Raw genomic sequence first — 16,405 nt, forward strand, 5'->3', positions numbered from 1 at the left:
TTCCCGCCGTTGTCCCTGCTTCCCATGACAGACATCGGGATGCGGATCCTCTAATTTTTCCCCACCTTGTGAAGGGACATCAGGCGTGCCCGGACGGCAGGACGGCCCATCGACAGCCGCACCACAGCCCCCCGACGCCCCCCTCGCATCAGGCGCCTGCCCTCGGCCCCGATGTCCCTCTCCACGACTATTTGCATCCGCCGATTGGCAGTCGCCCAGGCCTCATGCACCGCCATTCGAACGGAGACAAACCTCAATTGATTCTGCCTGCAGGTGCTCCGAAATGGATTCGTCGACCGAAAAGCTGCCCACGCAAGACTGCGCCACCCACGAACTGGCCTCCGTCCAGCAGGGCATCTGGCTCGACCAGATCGCGCACCCGGACCTGCCCTACTACAACATCGGCATGTCCCTGGAAATCAAGGGCGAAATCGACATCCCGCTGTTCGAGAAAGCCATCGAGCTGGTCGCCAATAACCATGACGCCCTGCGGCTGAGCTTCAGCCATGAAGGCGGCATCGGCCGCCAACGGGTCTTGCCCGAGGTCAAGGTCAAGCTGGACATCGTGGAGTTCACCGAGGCCGAAGCCGATGCCGGACTGGCGATGGAATACCTGCGCAGCGCCTTCCGCCAGCCGTTCCCGGAGCTGACCGGCCAGCTCTGGGAAGCGCGCATGGTGCGTTGTGGCCCGAACCGTCACTACTGGCTCAACCGTTACCACCACCTGGTCACCGACGGGATCGGCGTGGCGCTGATCGGCCATGCCGTGGGGGCCGCCTACAACGGCTTGCTGGCCGGCAACGACGAAGTCGCCCAAGGTCATTCCTACCTGTCGTTCCTGGAAGATGACCGCGCCTACCTGCAATCGTCACGCTACGAGCGCGACCGCGAGTTCTGGCAGGAAACCTACGCACAGTTGCCGCCGTCGCTGCTGCAACGCCGGGCCGACTTCAAGACCGGCCAGGCCAATGAACTGGCCCCCAGCGCTCAAGTCCAGGCAATGCTGCCGCGGGCGCTCTACAACACCCTCACGCAGTTCGCCAGCGAACGCGGCCTGTCGGTGGCCCATGTGTTGATCAGCGTGGTCGCCACGTATTTCTGCCGTACCGTGGGCGTCGATGAAATGGTCATCGGCATGCCCGTGCACAACCGCACGAACGCCCGCACCAAGGAAACCGCAGGGATGTTTTCCTCGGTGAGCCCGATTCGCCTGCCCGTCGACCTCGACGCCTCGCTGCTGGACCTGATGCACGCCGCCGGCGGCCAACTGCGCCGTTGCTACCGCCACCAGCGCTTCCCGATTGCCGAACTCAACCGCATCCTGCGCCTCCCACAGGCTGGGCGCCGGCAATTGTTCGACGTTGCACTGTCATTCGAAAGCCTGGACGGTGACGACCAGTTCGGCGGCACCTCATCCACCGTCATCACCATGGACAACGGCTACGAACAGACGCCCATGGCGATCTTCGTGCGTGACTACCACCCGTTCGAAGACGTGCACCTGGACTTCAACTTCAACACCGCCTATTACAGCGTGGAAGAAGCCCGTCTGCTGCAACAACGCATCGTCTCGATGCTAGAAGCGGTACTTGAGCGGCATGACACGCCGGTGGGCGACTACCCGCTGATGAGCGCGGCCGAACGCCAGCGCCTGCAAATCGAGTTCAATGCCACCGCCCGCGAGTATCCGCGGGATGTGTTGATCCACACCCTGTTCGAACAGCAGGCCGAGCAACGTCCCCACGCCTGTGCCGTGCGTGGCGACGGCGGGCCGCTGGTCAGCTATGAACAGCTCAACCGCCAGGCCAACCAGCTCGCCCATCGCCTGATCGAACTGGGGGTCCAACCGGATGACCGGGTGGCCGTGAGCCTCAAGCGCGGCCCGGAAATGGTCGTCGCCCTGCTGGGGATTCTCAAGGCCGGAGGCGCCTATGTGCCCATCGACCCGGACCTGCCAAGCGCACGCCAGGCCTACATGCTCGATGACTGTCATCCCCGTGCCGTACTGAGCAGCCGTACCCTGCTGGAGCGGTTGCCGGCGTTGGCGATCCCGGTGCTGCTGCTCGATGACGATGCGCGTGTCGCACAACCCGAACACAACCCGGACCCGCAGGCCCTGGGCCTGACAACGAAGCATTTGGCCTACGTGCTCTATACCTCGGGTTCCACCGGCACCCCCAAGGGGGTGATGAATGAACACCTCGGCGTGGTCAATCGCTTGCTGTGGGCCCGTGACGAATACGGCGTCGACGCCAGCGACCGAGTCCTGCAAAAGACCCCGTTCGGTTTCGACGTGTCGGTCTGGGAATTCTTCCTGCCCTTGCTGGCCGGCGCCGAGCTGGTCATGGCCCGCCCCGGTGGCCACCAGGAGCCGGATTACCTGGCCCGGGTGATGCGCGAGGCGAGCATTACGATGTTGCACTTCGTGCCGTCGATGCTCGACCTGTTCCTGGAACACCGCGACAGCCAGGATTTTCCCGCCCTGCGCCGTGTGCTGTGCAGTGGTGAGGCCCTGCCCCGTGCTCTGCAACGGCGTTTCGAACGGCAACTGGCGGGCGTTGAACTGCATAACCTCTATGGTCCGACCGAAGCGGCCATCGACGTGACCGCCTGGCACTGCCGCCCCAGCGATCCCGGTGAAAGCGTGCCCATCGGCAAACCGATTGCCAACATCCAGATGCACGTGCTCGATGCTCGCGGCGAACCGCAACCGCTGGGGATCGCCGGCGAGATCCACATCGGCGGCATCGGCGTTGCCCGGGGCTATCTGAACCAGCCGGAACTGAGCGCCGAGCGCTTCATCGCCGATCCGTTCAGCCGTGAGCCGGACGCACGCCTGTACAAGACCGGTGACCTGGGTCGCTGGCTCGCCAACGGGGCGCTGGAGTACCTGGGCCGCAATGACTTCCAGGTGAAGATCCGCGGCTTGCGCATCGAGATCGGCGAAGTCGAAGCGGCCCTGGCGCTGTGCCCCGGTGTTCGCGAAGTGGTGGTGATTGCCCGGGAAGACCAGCCCGGCCAACCCGAGAGCAAGCGCCTGGTGGCCTATGTCTGCGGCGAACCGATTCCAGCCGAGCAACTGCGCAGTGCCCTGCTCAAGCACTTGCCCGAATACATGGTGCCCAGCGCCTTCGTGCACCTGGACAGCCTGCCCCTGACCACCAACGGCAAGCTCGACCGCCGCGCCCTGCCCGAGCCCGGCCTGGAAGCCCTGGCCAGCAAAGCCTACGAGGCGCCGCAAGGTGACACCGAAATCGCTATCGCCGAGATCTGGAAAAACCTGTTGCACCTGGACCAGGTCGGCCGTCACGACGGCTTCCTCGAACTGGGCGGCCATTCCCTGCTGACCGTGCAACTGCAAGCCCGCCTGCACCAGGACCTCGGTGCCGAGATCGACCTGCGCACCCTGTTCGCCCAGACCTCCTTGAGCGAACTGGCCCGACACGTCGAAGAGGCCGGCCAATCCCGGCTCCAGTCGATTGCCGTGGTCTCCCGCGACCAACCGCTGCCACTGTCCCTGGCCCAGCAGCGCCTGTGGTTCCTCGATCAACTGGACCATGCCGCCAGCGTCGCCTACCACATGCCCGCCGCCCTGCACCTGCGAGGCAGCCTGGACCGAGACGCCTTGCAACGGGCCCTGAACCGCATCGTCGCCCGCCACGAAAGCCTGCGCACCACCTTCGAGCGCCAGGACTGCGAAGTGCGCCAACGCTTCGCCCCGGCCGACATCGGCTTCGCCCTGGTGGAGCATGACCTGCAAGCCCTGGACGCCGCGGCCCGGCAACCGGCCGTCGAACAACTGTCCCGGGAAGAAGCCCGCGCCGCGTTCGACCTGAGCACCGGCCCACTGATCCGCGGACGCCTGCTGCGCCTGGCCGAGGACGAGCACATCCTGCTGGTGACCCAGCACCACATCGTCTCCGACGGCTGGTCGGTGGCGGTGCTGATCGGTGAGTTCAATGCGCTGTATGCCGCGTTCAGCCAGGACCGCGAAGATCCGCTGCCGCCCCTGGCCCTGCAATACGCCGACTACGCCGCCTGGCAACAACAGCACCTGCAAGGCGAACGCCTGCACGCCCAGACACAATTCTGGAAAGAGCATCTCACCGGTGCCCCGGCGCTGCTGGAACTGCCGGCCGACCACCCACGGCCTCAGGTGCAGAGCTACCAGGGCGCGGCACTGGCGCTGCAACTGCCCGCACCGTTGAGCGCGCGCCTGCGGCGCTTCAGCCAGCAGCGTGGCCTGACGCCGTTCATGACCCTGCTGGGGGCTTGGTCGATTTTGCTGTCGCGCCTGAGCAATCAGGCGCAAGTCGTGGTCGGCACGCCCGTCGCCAACCGTCCACGGCGCGAAACCGAGGCGTTGATCGGCTTCTTCGTCAACACCCTGGCCCTGCGCATCGACGTGCAGGCCGATAGTCCCGTCGAGCAGTTGCTCGAACGCATCAAGGCCACCACCCTCGATGCCTATGGCCATCAGGACTTGCCGTTCGAACAGGTGGTCGAAGCCCTGCAACCGGAGCGCAGCCTCGGCCACAGCCCGCTGTTCCAGGCCATGCTGGTGCTGGGCAACACGCCACAGGACCGGGCCCTGGCCCTGCCAGGCTTGAACCTGAGCCCGTTGCCGCAACCCACCGGCACCACCCAGTTCGATGTGAGCCTGTCCCTCAATGACGACGGCGAAACCATCAGCGGCCAGTTCGAGTACGCCACCGACCTGTTCGACGAAAGCACCATCGCCCGTTGGGGCCAGCACCTGCTGCACCTGCTTGATGGGATGCTCGACGACGCCACGCAACCGGTGGCGACCCTGCCCTTGCTGGATAACCAGCAACGCCGGCAACTGCTCGGCGGTTTCAACCAGACCCACGCACCGTTTGCCGAAGGCATGCTGCTGCAGGACTGGTTCGAACAGCACGTCCAGAAGCGTCCCCAAGCCATCGCCGTGCAGGCCGAAGAGCTCCGTCTCAGCTATGCCGAACTCAACACCCGGGCCAATCGCATCGCCCATCGCCTGATCGCCGCGGGCTTGCGCCCCGATGAACGGGTCGCCCTGTTGGTGGAACGCAGCCCGGACATGATCGTCGGCATACTGGCCATTCTCAAGGCCGGCGGCGCCTACGTGCCGTTGGACCCGAACTATCCGCAGGATCGCTTGCAGCACATGCTCGACGACAGTACACCGCGCGTCCTGCTCACCCAGGGTTACCTGATCGAAACAATGGCCGAACAACTGCCGGCGCTGCACATGCCGCAGCTGTTGCTCGACGACCCGGCTGACGGGGACGACAGCAACCCAAGGGTCGAGGGCCTGACCTCCCGTCACCTGGCCTATGTCATGTACACCTCCGGCTCCACCGGCAAGCCGAAAGGCGTGATGCTCGAACATCGCTCGGTGTGCAACCAGGTCGGCGCCTTGCAGGAACGCTACGGCCTCAACCCCCAGGATCGCATCCTGCAATTTGCCACCATGACCTTCGACATGTCGGTGGAAGAGATCTTTGGCGCCTTGTTGTCCGGCGCCACCCTGGTGCTGCGCAGCGACGCCTGGATCGCCGGCACCGCCGCCTTCGCCGCACTCTGCGAACAGCATGCAATCAGTGTCGCCAACCTGCCGACCGTGTTCTGGCAACAGGTCGCCCGAGACGCCCACGTCGCCCTGCCCGCTTGCCTGCGTCAATTCATGATCGGTGGCGAAGCGGTGGGCAAGCAGGCCGTAAGCCAGTGGTTCGCCCGGGCCGGCCATCGCCCGGCGCTGTTCAACGCCTATGGCCCGACCGAAGCCACGGTAAACGCCTCGATCCGCCGAATGGAAAGCGACCACGACGATTTCCGCTCCATCGGCAAACCGCTGCGCAACACCCAACTGCACGTGCTGGATGCCCTCGGCGACCTGGTCCCCATGGGCGTCGCCGGGGAAATTCATATCGGCGGCGTCGGTGTCGCTCGCGGCTACCTCAATCGCCACGAGTTGACGGCCGAGCGTTTCATCGCCGACCCGTTCAGCACCGATCCGGACGCACGCCTGTACAAGACAGGCGACCTTGGCCGCTGGTGCGCCGACGGCACCCTGCAGTACCTGGGACGCAACGACGACCAGGTGAAAATCCGCGGTTTCCGCGTGGAACTGGGGGAGATCGAAGCCGTCCTCGCCGGGTGCGCCGGGGTCCGCGAAGCCGTGGTGGTGGCCCAGGAAAGCAAACCGGGTCAATCCGACAGCAAGCGCCTGATCGCCTACCTGTGCGGTGAGCCAGTACCGGTGGAGCAACTGCGTGTCGCGCTGCTGGCGGCGCTCCCCGAGTACATGGTGCCCAGCGCCTTCGTCCAGCTTGAAACGCTGCCGCTGACCCCCAACGGCAAACTCGACCGCCGCGCCCTGCCCGCGCCGGGTCAGGAAGCGTTCGCCAGCCGGGCCTACGAGGCACCACGAGGCGAGATCGAACAGATCGTTGCAAACGTCTGGCAAGACCTGTTGGGCATCGAGAAAGTTGGCCGTCACGACCGCTTCTTCGAACTCGGCGGGCATTCGCTGCTGGCCGTGAGCCTGATCGACCGCTTGCGCCAGCATGGCCTGAGCGCCAGCGTGCGCACCGTGTTCACCGCCCCCAGCGTGCGGGAAATGGCCCAGGCCCTGAGCCGCAGCCATGACACGCCGTTCCTCGCGCCGGCCAACCGGATTCCGGCCGGTTGCACCGCCCTGACACCCGCCATGTTGCCCCTGGTGGAACTGACCGAGGCCCAGCTCGAACGCATCGTCGCCGCCGTACCGGGCGGGGCCGCCAATATTCAGGACATCTACCCGCTGGCCCCGTTGCAGCAAGGCATCCTGTTCCATCATCTGCTGGGACACGAAGGCGACGCTTACCTGGTCCGCTCGCTGATCGAATTCGACAGCCATGCGCGTCTCGAAGCCTTTATCGGTGCCTTGCAGCAAGTGATCGACCGCCACGACATCCTGCGCAGCGCCGTGCAGTGGGTCGGCCAGCCGCAGCCGGTACAGGTGGTGCAACGCCGGGCCACGCTGCCGCTGCAGCACATCGCCCTGGCCGCCGATGAAGACCCGCGCGTTCAACTGGAACGCTTGAGCGATCCCCGGCACCTGCGCCTGGACCTGCAGCAGGCGCCGCTGATGCGGGCCTGCGTCGCCCGGGTTCCGCACTCCGAACGCTGCTTGCTGGCCCTGCTCGACCACCACATGATCAGCGACCATGTGTCCCTGGGCATCGTCCTCGAAGAAGTCCAGGCCCTGTTGCAAGGCCAGGGCGACAGCCTGCCGCCGCCGATGCCTTATCGGGAATTCGTCGCCCAGGTCCTCGCGACGCCGCCCCAGGCCCATGAAGCCTATTTCAGCCAACGCCTGGGCACGGTCGACGAACCCACCGCCCCGTTCGGTGTGCTGGACGTCCAGGGTGACGGCAGCCAAGTCGCCGAAACCAGCGTGCGCCTCGATCACGCCCTGAGCCAGCGGATCCGTACACAATCCCGTGCGGCCGGCGTCACGCCCGCCGTGCTGTTCCACATCGCCTGGGCCCAGGTGCTCGGGCGCTGCACCGATCGTGACGACGTGGTGTTCGGCACCGTGGTCGCCGGTCGCCTGCAAGGCTCGGCAGGTGCCGATCGGGCGCTGGGGGTGTTCATCAACACCTTGCCGGTGCGGGTCCGACTGGCCGGGTTCGGGGTGGCCGCGCTGGTGGACGAAACCTACCGCGACCTCAGCGAACTGCTGAACCACGAACAGGCTTCCCTGGCCCTGGCTCAGCGCTGCAGTGGCGTCGGCCCCGGCCTGCCACTGTTCACCACGTTGCTCAACTACCGCCATCAAACCGACGGCGGCTCGCTGGCCAACACCGATCAGGTGCTGGCCTGGGACGGTGTGCGCTTCCTGAGCAACGAAGCCCGCACCAACTACCCGATCGAAGTGGCCGTGGCGGATGAAGGCGATGATTTCTCCGTGACCGCCCAGGCTATCGCCGGCATCGATCCGCAACGCATCGCCGCCTACCTGGTCCAAGCCGTCGCCGCGCTGGTCGAGGCCCTTGAACAGGCCCCGGAACGCCTCGCCAGTCAATTGGACGTCGTGCCCGCCAGCGAACGTCAGTTGCTGCTCGAAGACTTCAACCGCACCACCAGCGATTTCGGCCCGGCGCAACCGATCCACCAGCTGTTCGAAGCCCAGGTGCACGCCAACCCCGACGCCGTGGCCCTGGTTTGCGAACAACAGCAATTGACCTACCGCCAGCTCAATCGCCGCGCCAACCACCTGGCCCGGCAACTGCTCGCCCTGGGCGTGCAACCCGATCAACGCGTGGCCATCTGCGCCGAGCGCAGCCTGGACATGATCGTCGGCCTGCTGGGCGTGCTCAAGGCCGGCGCATCCTATGTACCCATCGACCCGGCCCACCCGGCCGAGCGCATGACGTTCATGCTCCAGGACAGTCAGCCCCGGGCCCTGTTGACCCAATCGGCGCTGTCCCTGCCGTCCGGGGAACTGCCGGTGTTGCTGCTGGACGCCCTGGAATCGTTGCAAGCGGTGGACGATTCGGCGTTCGATACCAATCCCCAAGTACCGGGCCTGAGCGCGGAACACCTGGCCTACGTGATCTACACCTCCGGTTCCACCGGCCAGTCCAAGGGCGTGATGGTCGAGCACCGTTCGGTGTTCAACTTCTGGCACGTGCTGACCCGCACCACCCACCAACACTGCCCGGCCCCGGCCACCGTGGCCCTGAACGCCGGGTTCTTCTTCGACATGTCGATCAAGGGCATCGCCCAGCTATTCTCCGGCCATCGCCTGGTGATCATCCCGCAACTGATCCGCGCCAGCGGCCATGAGTTGCTGGACTTCCTCGAACAGCACCAGGTGCACGCCTTCGACTCCACCCCGTCGCAGCTCGACACCCTGCTCACCGCCGGCCTGCTGGAACGCAGCAGCTATCAGCCGGTGAGCGTGCTGCTCGGTGGCGAGGCGATCAATGCCGCGACCTGGACGAAGTTGCGCAACTGCCCGAGCATCCGTTTCTACAACATGTACGGCCCTACCGAATGCACGGTGGACGCCACTATCGACCTGATCCGCGACCTCGGCGAACGCCCGAGCATCGGCCGGCCGATTGCCAACGTCCAGGTCCACGTGCTGGATGCGCGTGGCGAACCGGCACCGTTGGGGGTGGCCGGGGAAATCCATATCGGCGGTGCCGGCGTGGCCCGGGGTTACCTGAACCGGCCGGAATTGAGCGCCGAGCGTTTCATCGCCGATCCGTTCAGCGGTGAGCCGAACGCCCGCCTGTACAAGACCGGCGACCTCGGTCGCTGGCTGGCCGATGGCACGCTCGAATACCTGGGGCGCAATGACTTCCAGGTGAAGATCCGCGGTTTCCGCATCGAGTTGGGTGAGATCGAGAACGTGCTGCTCAGTTGTGCCGGGGTCACCGAAGCCGTGGTCATTGCCCGGGACGACAATCGCCTTGTGGCCTACCTGTGTGGCGAACCAACCAGTGCCGAACAACTGCGCAGCGCCCTGCTCAAGCACTTGCCCGAGTACATGGTGCCCAGCGCCTTCGTGCACCTGGACAGCCTGCCCCTGACCACCAACGGCAAGCTCGACCGCCGCGCCCTGCCCGAGCCCGGCTTGGAATCCCTGGCCAGCAAAACCTACGAGGCCCCCCAGGGCGATACCGAAATCGCCATTGCCGAGATCTGGAAAGGTTTACTGCACCTGGACCAGGTCGGCCGCCATGACGGTTTCCTCGAACTGGGCGGGCATTCCCTGCTGACCGTGCAACTGCAAGCCCGCCTGCACCAGGACCTCGGCGCCGATATCGACCTGCGCACCCTGTTCACCCAGACCTCCTTGAGCGAACTGGCCCGACACGTCGAACAGGTCGGCCAATCCCGGCTCCAGTCGATTACCGTGGTCTCCCGCGACCAACCGCTGCCACTGTCCCTGGCCCAGCAGCGCCTGTGGTTCCTCGATCAACTGGACCATGCCGCCAGCGTCGCCTACCACATGCCCGCCGCCCTGCACCTGCGCGGCAGCCTGGACCGAGACGCCTTGCAACGGGCCCTGAACCGCATCGTCGCCCGCCACGAAAGCCTGCGCACCACCTTCGAGCGCCAGGACGGCGAAGTGCGCCAACGCTTCGCCCCGGCCGACATCGGCTTCGCCCTGGTGGAGCATGACCTGCAAGCCCTGGACGCCGCGGCCCGGCAACCGGCCGTCGAACAACTGTCCCGGGAAGAAGCCCGCGCCGCGTTCGACCTGAGCACCGGCCCACTGATCCGCGGACGCCTGCTGCGCCTGGCCGAGGACGAGCACATCCTGCTGGTGACCCAGCACCACATCGTCTCCGACGGCTGGTCGGTGGCGGTGCTGATCGGTGAGTTCAATGCGCTGTATGCCGCGTTCAGCCAGGACCGCGAAGATCCGCTGCCGCCCCTGGCCCTGCAATACGCCGACTACGCCGCCTGGCAACAACAGCACCTGCAAGGCGAACGCCTGCACGCCCAGACACAATTCTGGAAAGAGCATCTCACCGGTGCCCCGGCGCTGCTGGAACTGCCGGCCGACCACCCACGGCCTCAGGTGCAGAGCTACCAGGGCGCGGCACTGGCGCTGCAACTGCCCGCACCGTTGAGCGCGCGCCTGCGGCGCTTCAGCCAGCAGCGTGGCCTGACGCCGTTCATGACCCTGCTGGGGGCTTGGTCGATTTTGCTGTCGCGCCTGAGCAATCAGGCGCAAGTCGTGGTCGGCACGCCCGTCGCCAACCGTCCACGGCGCGAAACCGAGGCGTTGATCGGCTTCTTCGTCAACACCCTGGCCCTGCGCATCGACGTGCAGGCCGATAGTCCCGTCGAGCAGTTGCTCGAACGCATCAAGGCCACCACCCTCGACGCCTACGGCCATCAGGACCTGCCGTTCGAACAGGTGGTCGAAGCCCTGCAACCGGAGCGCAGCCTCGGCCACAGCCCGCTGTTCCAGGCCATGCTGGTGCTGGGCAACACGCCACAGGACCAGGCCCTGGCCCTGGCAGGCTTGAACCTGAGCCCGTTGCCGCAACCCACCGGCACCACCCAGTTCGATGTGAGCCTGTCCCTCAATGACGACGGCGAAACCATCAGCGGCCAGTTCGAGTACGCCACCGACCTGTTCGACGAAAGCACCATCGCCCGTTGGGGCCAGCACCTGCTGCACCTGCTTGATGGGATGCTCGACGACGCCACGCAACCGGTGGCGACCCTGCCCTTGCTGGACGATGTGCAACGTCGGCAATTGCTGGAGACGTTCAACCCTGCCCTCGTCGCCTTGGATGAAAGCCCGAGCCGCTTCCCCCATGCGGTGTTCGCCGCACAGGCGGATCGCACACCGGATGCCGTGGCGCTGGTCGGTGCCGGGCAAACCCTGAGCTACGCCGAACTCAATGCCCAGGCCAACCGCGTGGCCCACGGCTTGATCGCCCTGGGCGTGGGGCCTGACGACACCGTCGGCCTCTGTGCCCGGCGCAGCCCGGAGATGGTCATCGGCCTGCTGGGCATCCTCAAGGCCGGGGCGGCCTATGTGCCGCTGGACCCGCAGTACCCAGCGCAACGCCTGGCCCACATGCTCGCCGACAGCACGCCGCGGGCCCTGGTGCGCCAGCAAGGCCTGGACGAAGTGCCGGTGCCCCAAGGGCTGGCCACCCTCGAACTGGGCAGCCCGGCGCTGCTGCAGAACGCGGCCCATGACCCGCAAGTGAGCGAACTGAATCTCGGCCACCTGGCCTACGTGATCTACACCTCCGGCTCCACCGGCTTGCCTAAGGGAGTGATGGTCGAACATCGCGGCCTGCGCAACCTGCTGGACTGGTACCTCGACGACCTGGCCTTCCATGCCGGCGACGCGGTGCTGCTGGCCTCGTCCTATAACTTCGACCTGACCCAGAAGAACATCCTCGCCCCACTGATGGTCGGCGCCTCGTTGCACCTGGCCGAAGAACCGTTCAACCCGGGCGCCATCGTCGCCCAGATCGCCGAGGCGGGGATTACCCACCTCAATATGTCCCCCAGCGCCTTCCACGCCCTGGTGGATGCCGACCGGCACGCGGCTCTGGCCTGCCTGAAACGGGTGGTGCTGGGCGGCGAGCCGATCCAGCTCGCCATGCTCGAAAAACTGCCGCTGCCACGGCCAGCGATCATCAACAGCTACGGGCCCACCGAGTGCAGCGACGTCGTTGCCTGGCACACCGCCGATACCGACCTGGACACCTACCGGACCCGCCCGATCCCCATCGGCCGGCCAATCCGCAACATGCAACTGCATGTACTGGACAGCCACGGCCAGTTACTGCCCCTGGGCGTGCCCGGCGAGATCCACATCGGCGGTGTCGGTGTCGCGCGGGGTTACCTCAACCTGCCGCAACTCAGCGCCGAACGTTTCATTGACGACCCGTTCAGCGAGCGGGCCGGAGCCCGCCTGTACAAGACCGGCGACATCGGCCGCTGGTTGCCTGACGGCACGTTGCAGTACCTGGGGCGCAATGACGATCAGGTGAAGATCCGTGGCCTGCGCGTGGAGTTGGGGGAAATCGAAGCCGCCCTCGCCGCCCTCGCCGGTGTCCGCGAAGCAGCCATCGTTGCCCGCGACCACCAGACCGGCAAACGCCTGGTGGCCTACCTGTGCGGCGAACCGGCGGCCGCCACAGCGTTGCGCGCCGAACTCGTGGGCCGCCTGCCCGAGCACATGGTGCCCAGCGCCTTCGTGGTGTTGGACGCCCTGCCACTGACCCCCAACGGCAAGCTGGACCGCCGCGCCCTGCCCGAACCGGATCAGGACGCCTACGCCAGCCAGGCCTACGAGGCACCGCAAGGCACCGTGGAGCGGACCATCGCCGATATCTGGCAACGACTGCTGGGCCTCGAACAAGTCGGCCGTCACGATGGGTTCTTCGAGCTCGGCGGTCACTCGCTGATGGCGGTCAGCCTGATCGAACGCCTGCGCGAACACGGCCTGAACGCCGACGTGCGTAGCGTCTTCGGCGCACCGACCCTGCGGGACCTCGCCTCGGCCCTGACCGACGCCCCCCGTACGGCCTTCCAGGCCCCGGCCAACCGTATCCCGGCCGATTGCACCGCTCTGACGCCGGACATGTTGCCCCTGGTGGACCTGACGGCGGATCAGCTCGAGCGCATCGTCGCTGCGGTACCCGGCGGTGCCGCGAACATCCAGGACATCTATCCCCTGGCCCCGCTGCAGCAAGGCATCCTGTTCCATCACTTGCTCGGACACGAAGGCGACGCCTATCTGGTGCGCTCGATGCTCGAGTTCGACAACCGTCAGCGCCTCGACGCCTTCATCGGCGCCTTGCAGCAGGTGATCGATCGCCACGACATCCTGCGCACCTGCGTGCAGTGGGACGGTTTGCCGCAACCGGTGCAGGTCGTCCAGCGTCAGGCGAAGTTGCCGGTGCACAGCGTGTCCCTCGACGGCCACCAGGACCCGCTCAGCCAGCTCGAAGCCCTGAGCGATCCCCGGCAACTGCGGCTGGATCTGCGCCAGGCGCCGCTCATGCGTGCCTGCATCGCCCAGGACCCGCACGCCGAACGCTGGATGCTGGCGCTGCTCAACCACCATATGGCCAGCGACCACGTGACCTTGGAAATCGTCCTGGAAGAAATCCACGGGATCCTTCATGACCAAGGCGAGCATCTGGCGGCACCGCAGCCCTATCGTGACTTCATAGCCCAGGCCCAGGCCATTCCCGCCGAGGTCCACGAGGCTTACTTCAGCCGCCGCCTGGCCGATGTGGATGCACCCACCGCGCCCTTCGATCTGCTGGAGGTGCAAGGCGACGGCCGCCACATCGAGGAAGCCCATGCAACGTTGAGCGTCGAGCTCAACCTGCGCCTGCGGGCCCTGGCCCGGGAACGGGGGATCACCCCGGCGACGCTGTTCCATGTCGCTTGGGCGCAAGTGCTGGCCCGCTGCACCGGCCGCGACGACGTGGTGTTCGGGACCGTGGTCGCCGGTCGCCTGCAAGGCTCGGCCGGCGCAGAACGGGCCTTGGGTGTGTTCATCAACACCCTGCCGGTGCGCGTGGCATTGACTGCGGGCGCCAACGAACAGGTGCTGGCCACTCACCGCGACCTGGTCGAGTTGTTGGATCACGAACAGGCCTCCCTGGCCCTGGCGCAACGTTGCAGTGGCGTGCCCAGTGCCTTGCCGCTGTTCACCACCTTGCTCAACTACCGGCACCAGCGCGACGACAGCCAACTGCAATGGCCAGGGATGCGCATCCTGGACAGCGCCGAGCGGACCAATTACCCGCTGACCCTGTCGGTCAACGACTACGGCGATGCCCTCGGCCTGACCGTGCAAAGCGTGCAGGCGGTGGACCCGCAACGCATCTGCGCCTTGATGCAACGGGCACTGGAGCAATTGGCCCAGGCGTTGATGTACACGCCACGGATCCCCCTCACGCAACTGGACGTGCTGCCTGCACAGGAACGCACCCTGCTGCTGGAGACCTTTAACCAGACCGAAGTGGACTACCCGACGGGCCTGTGCATTCAGCAGTTGTTCGAAGAACAGGTCCGCCGCACACCGAACGCCTGTGCATCGCTCGACGACCGTCAATCCCTCAGCTATGCCGAGCTCAATGCCCAGGCCAACGGCCTCGCCCAGCAGTTGATCGCCGCTGGCGTGCTGCCGGGGGATCTGGTGGCCATCTGCGTCGAACGCGGCGTGGCGATGATCACTGGCCTGCTGGGGATTCTCAAGGCCGGGGGCGCCTACGTGCCATTGGACCCGACCTATCCCGCCGAGCGCCTGGCGGCGATCATCGAGGATGCCAGGCCGCGCCTGTTGCTGGCCGATCCGGTCGGGCGCGCGGCCGTGGGCACATTGCACGAAGGCACTCGCTACCTGGCCATCGAGCGGGCGCTGGCGACGTCGTCGAACAATCGCGATCCTCAACCCGATAGCCTCGGCCTGACCCCAGAGCACCTGGCCTATGTGATCTACACCTCCGGCTCCACCGGCAAGCCCAAGGGCGTGATGATCGAACACCGCAACCTGGTGAGTTCCACCCTGGCCCGGGGCACGGTGTATGGACCGGCGACCGGCAAGCGCTTCCTGCTGTTGTCGTCGATTGCCTTCGACAGCTCCGTGGCTGGGGTCTTCGGTACCCTGGTCAGTGGCGGTACCTTGTGCATCCCCGATGCCGAGACCGCCCGCGACCCCGACGCCATCGCCCGCTTGATCGGCGAACGGGCCATCACCTCGCTGCTGTGCGTGCCCTCCTTGGGCCGCCTGGTGCTGGCAAGCCTTGCCAGCGGCAACGGCCATGGCTGCCTGCAAGAGATGATCGTCGCCGGCGAAACCTGCCCCGCTCAGTTGGTGCAGGCATGCACCGGGCTGGAACCAGCGATCGCCTTGTACAACGAATACGGCCCCACCGAAGCCACCGTCTGGACCACGGTGCATCGCTGCACCGCCGAGGACGTGGACACGGTGCCCATCGGGCGGGGGATTCCCAACAGCCGCCTGTACGTGCTCGACGAACAGCGCCAGCCGGTACCGCTCGGCGTGCCCGGCGAACTCTACGTGGGTGGCGCGGGGGTTGCCCGAGGCTACCTGGACCGGGCGGCGCTGAACGCCGAGCACTTCCTCGACGACCCGTTCGCCCCGGGCGATGAGCCACGGATGTACCGCACCGGCGACTTGGTGCGCCTGCGCGCCGATGGGGTCGTCGAATTCCTCGGGCGCAACGACCAACAGGTCAAGATCCGCGGTTTCCGTATCGAACCCGGTGAAATCGAGGCATTGATGCTGACCCTGCCGGGGGTGCGCGAGGCCGCGGTCATCGCTCGCGAAGACACACCGGGGGCCACGCGCCTGGTGGCTTACCTGAGCGTCGAACCGCACCTGGCCGGTCGCAATGCCAGCAGCACGCTGCGGCCTTACCTCACCTCGCAGTTGCCGGACTACATGGTCCCGGCGGCATTCGTGGTGGTCGAGCGGCTGCCGCTGAGCCCCAACGGCAAGCTGGACCGCCGTGCCCTGCCCGCGCCCGGCAACGAAGACTTCGCCCGCCGCCAGTACGAAGCGCCCAACGGTGAAACCGAGACGCTGCTGGCGCAGATCTGGAGCGACTTGCTGGGCTTGGAACGGATCGGCCGGCACGACGACTTCTTCGAACTCGGCGGGCACTCCCTGCTGGCGGTGCAAGTCACGCTCCGGGCGCGGGAAACCTTCGGCGTCGAAGTACCCCTCAGGGGGCTGTTCGAACACCCGTCGCTGCTGGCCCTGGCCGACCTGATCAATACCCTGCAACTGGCGCAGTACGAGTCGGATGAATTGCTCGACCTGCAACAAGAAATGGCTTCGCTGTCTGAAAGCGAACTGCTCGCTATCGTCTCCAAGGATGCTTAA

Annotated in this window: 1 protein-coding gene; it reads left to right on the forward strand. The window is 66.2% G+C overall.

What is annotated here, in order from left to right:
- The first annotated feature begins 283 nt into the window (after positions 1–283).
- The gene (locus ACMTA2_RS20085; protein ID WP_413791435.1) at positions 284–16,405 is read left to right on the forward strand and encodes a non-ribosomal peptide synthetase; all 16,122 of its coding nucleotides are present in this window, start codon (positions 284–286) and stop codon (positions 16,403–16,405) included.

Source organism: Pseudomonas medicaginis (genome assembly GCF_965119365.1).
Taxonomy (GTDB): domain Bacteria; phylum Pseudomonadota; class Gammaproteobacteria; order Pseudomonadales; family Pseudomonadaceae; genus Aquipseudomonas.

Coding starts and splice junctions, on each gene's coding strand:
- ACMTA2_RS20085 (WP_413791435.1), top strand. CDS start 284: ATGGATTCGTCGACCGAAAAGCTGCCCACGCAAGACTGCGCCACCCAC.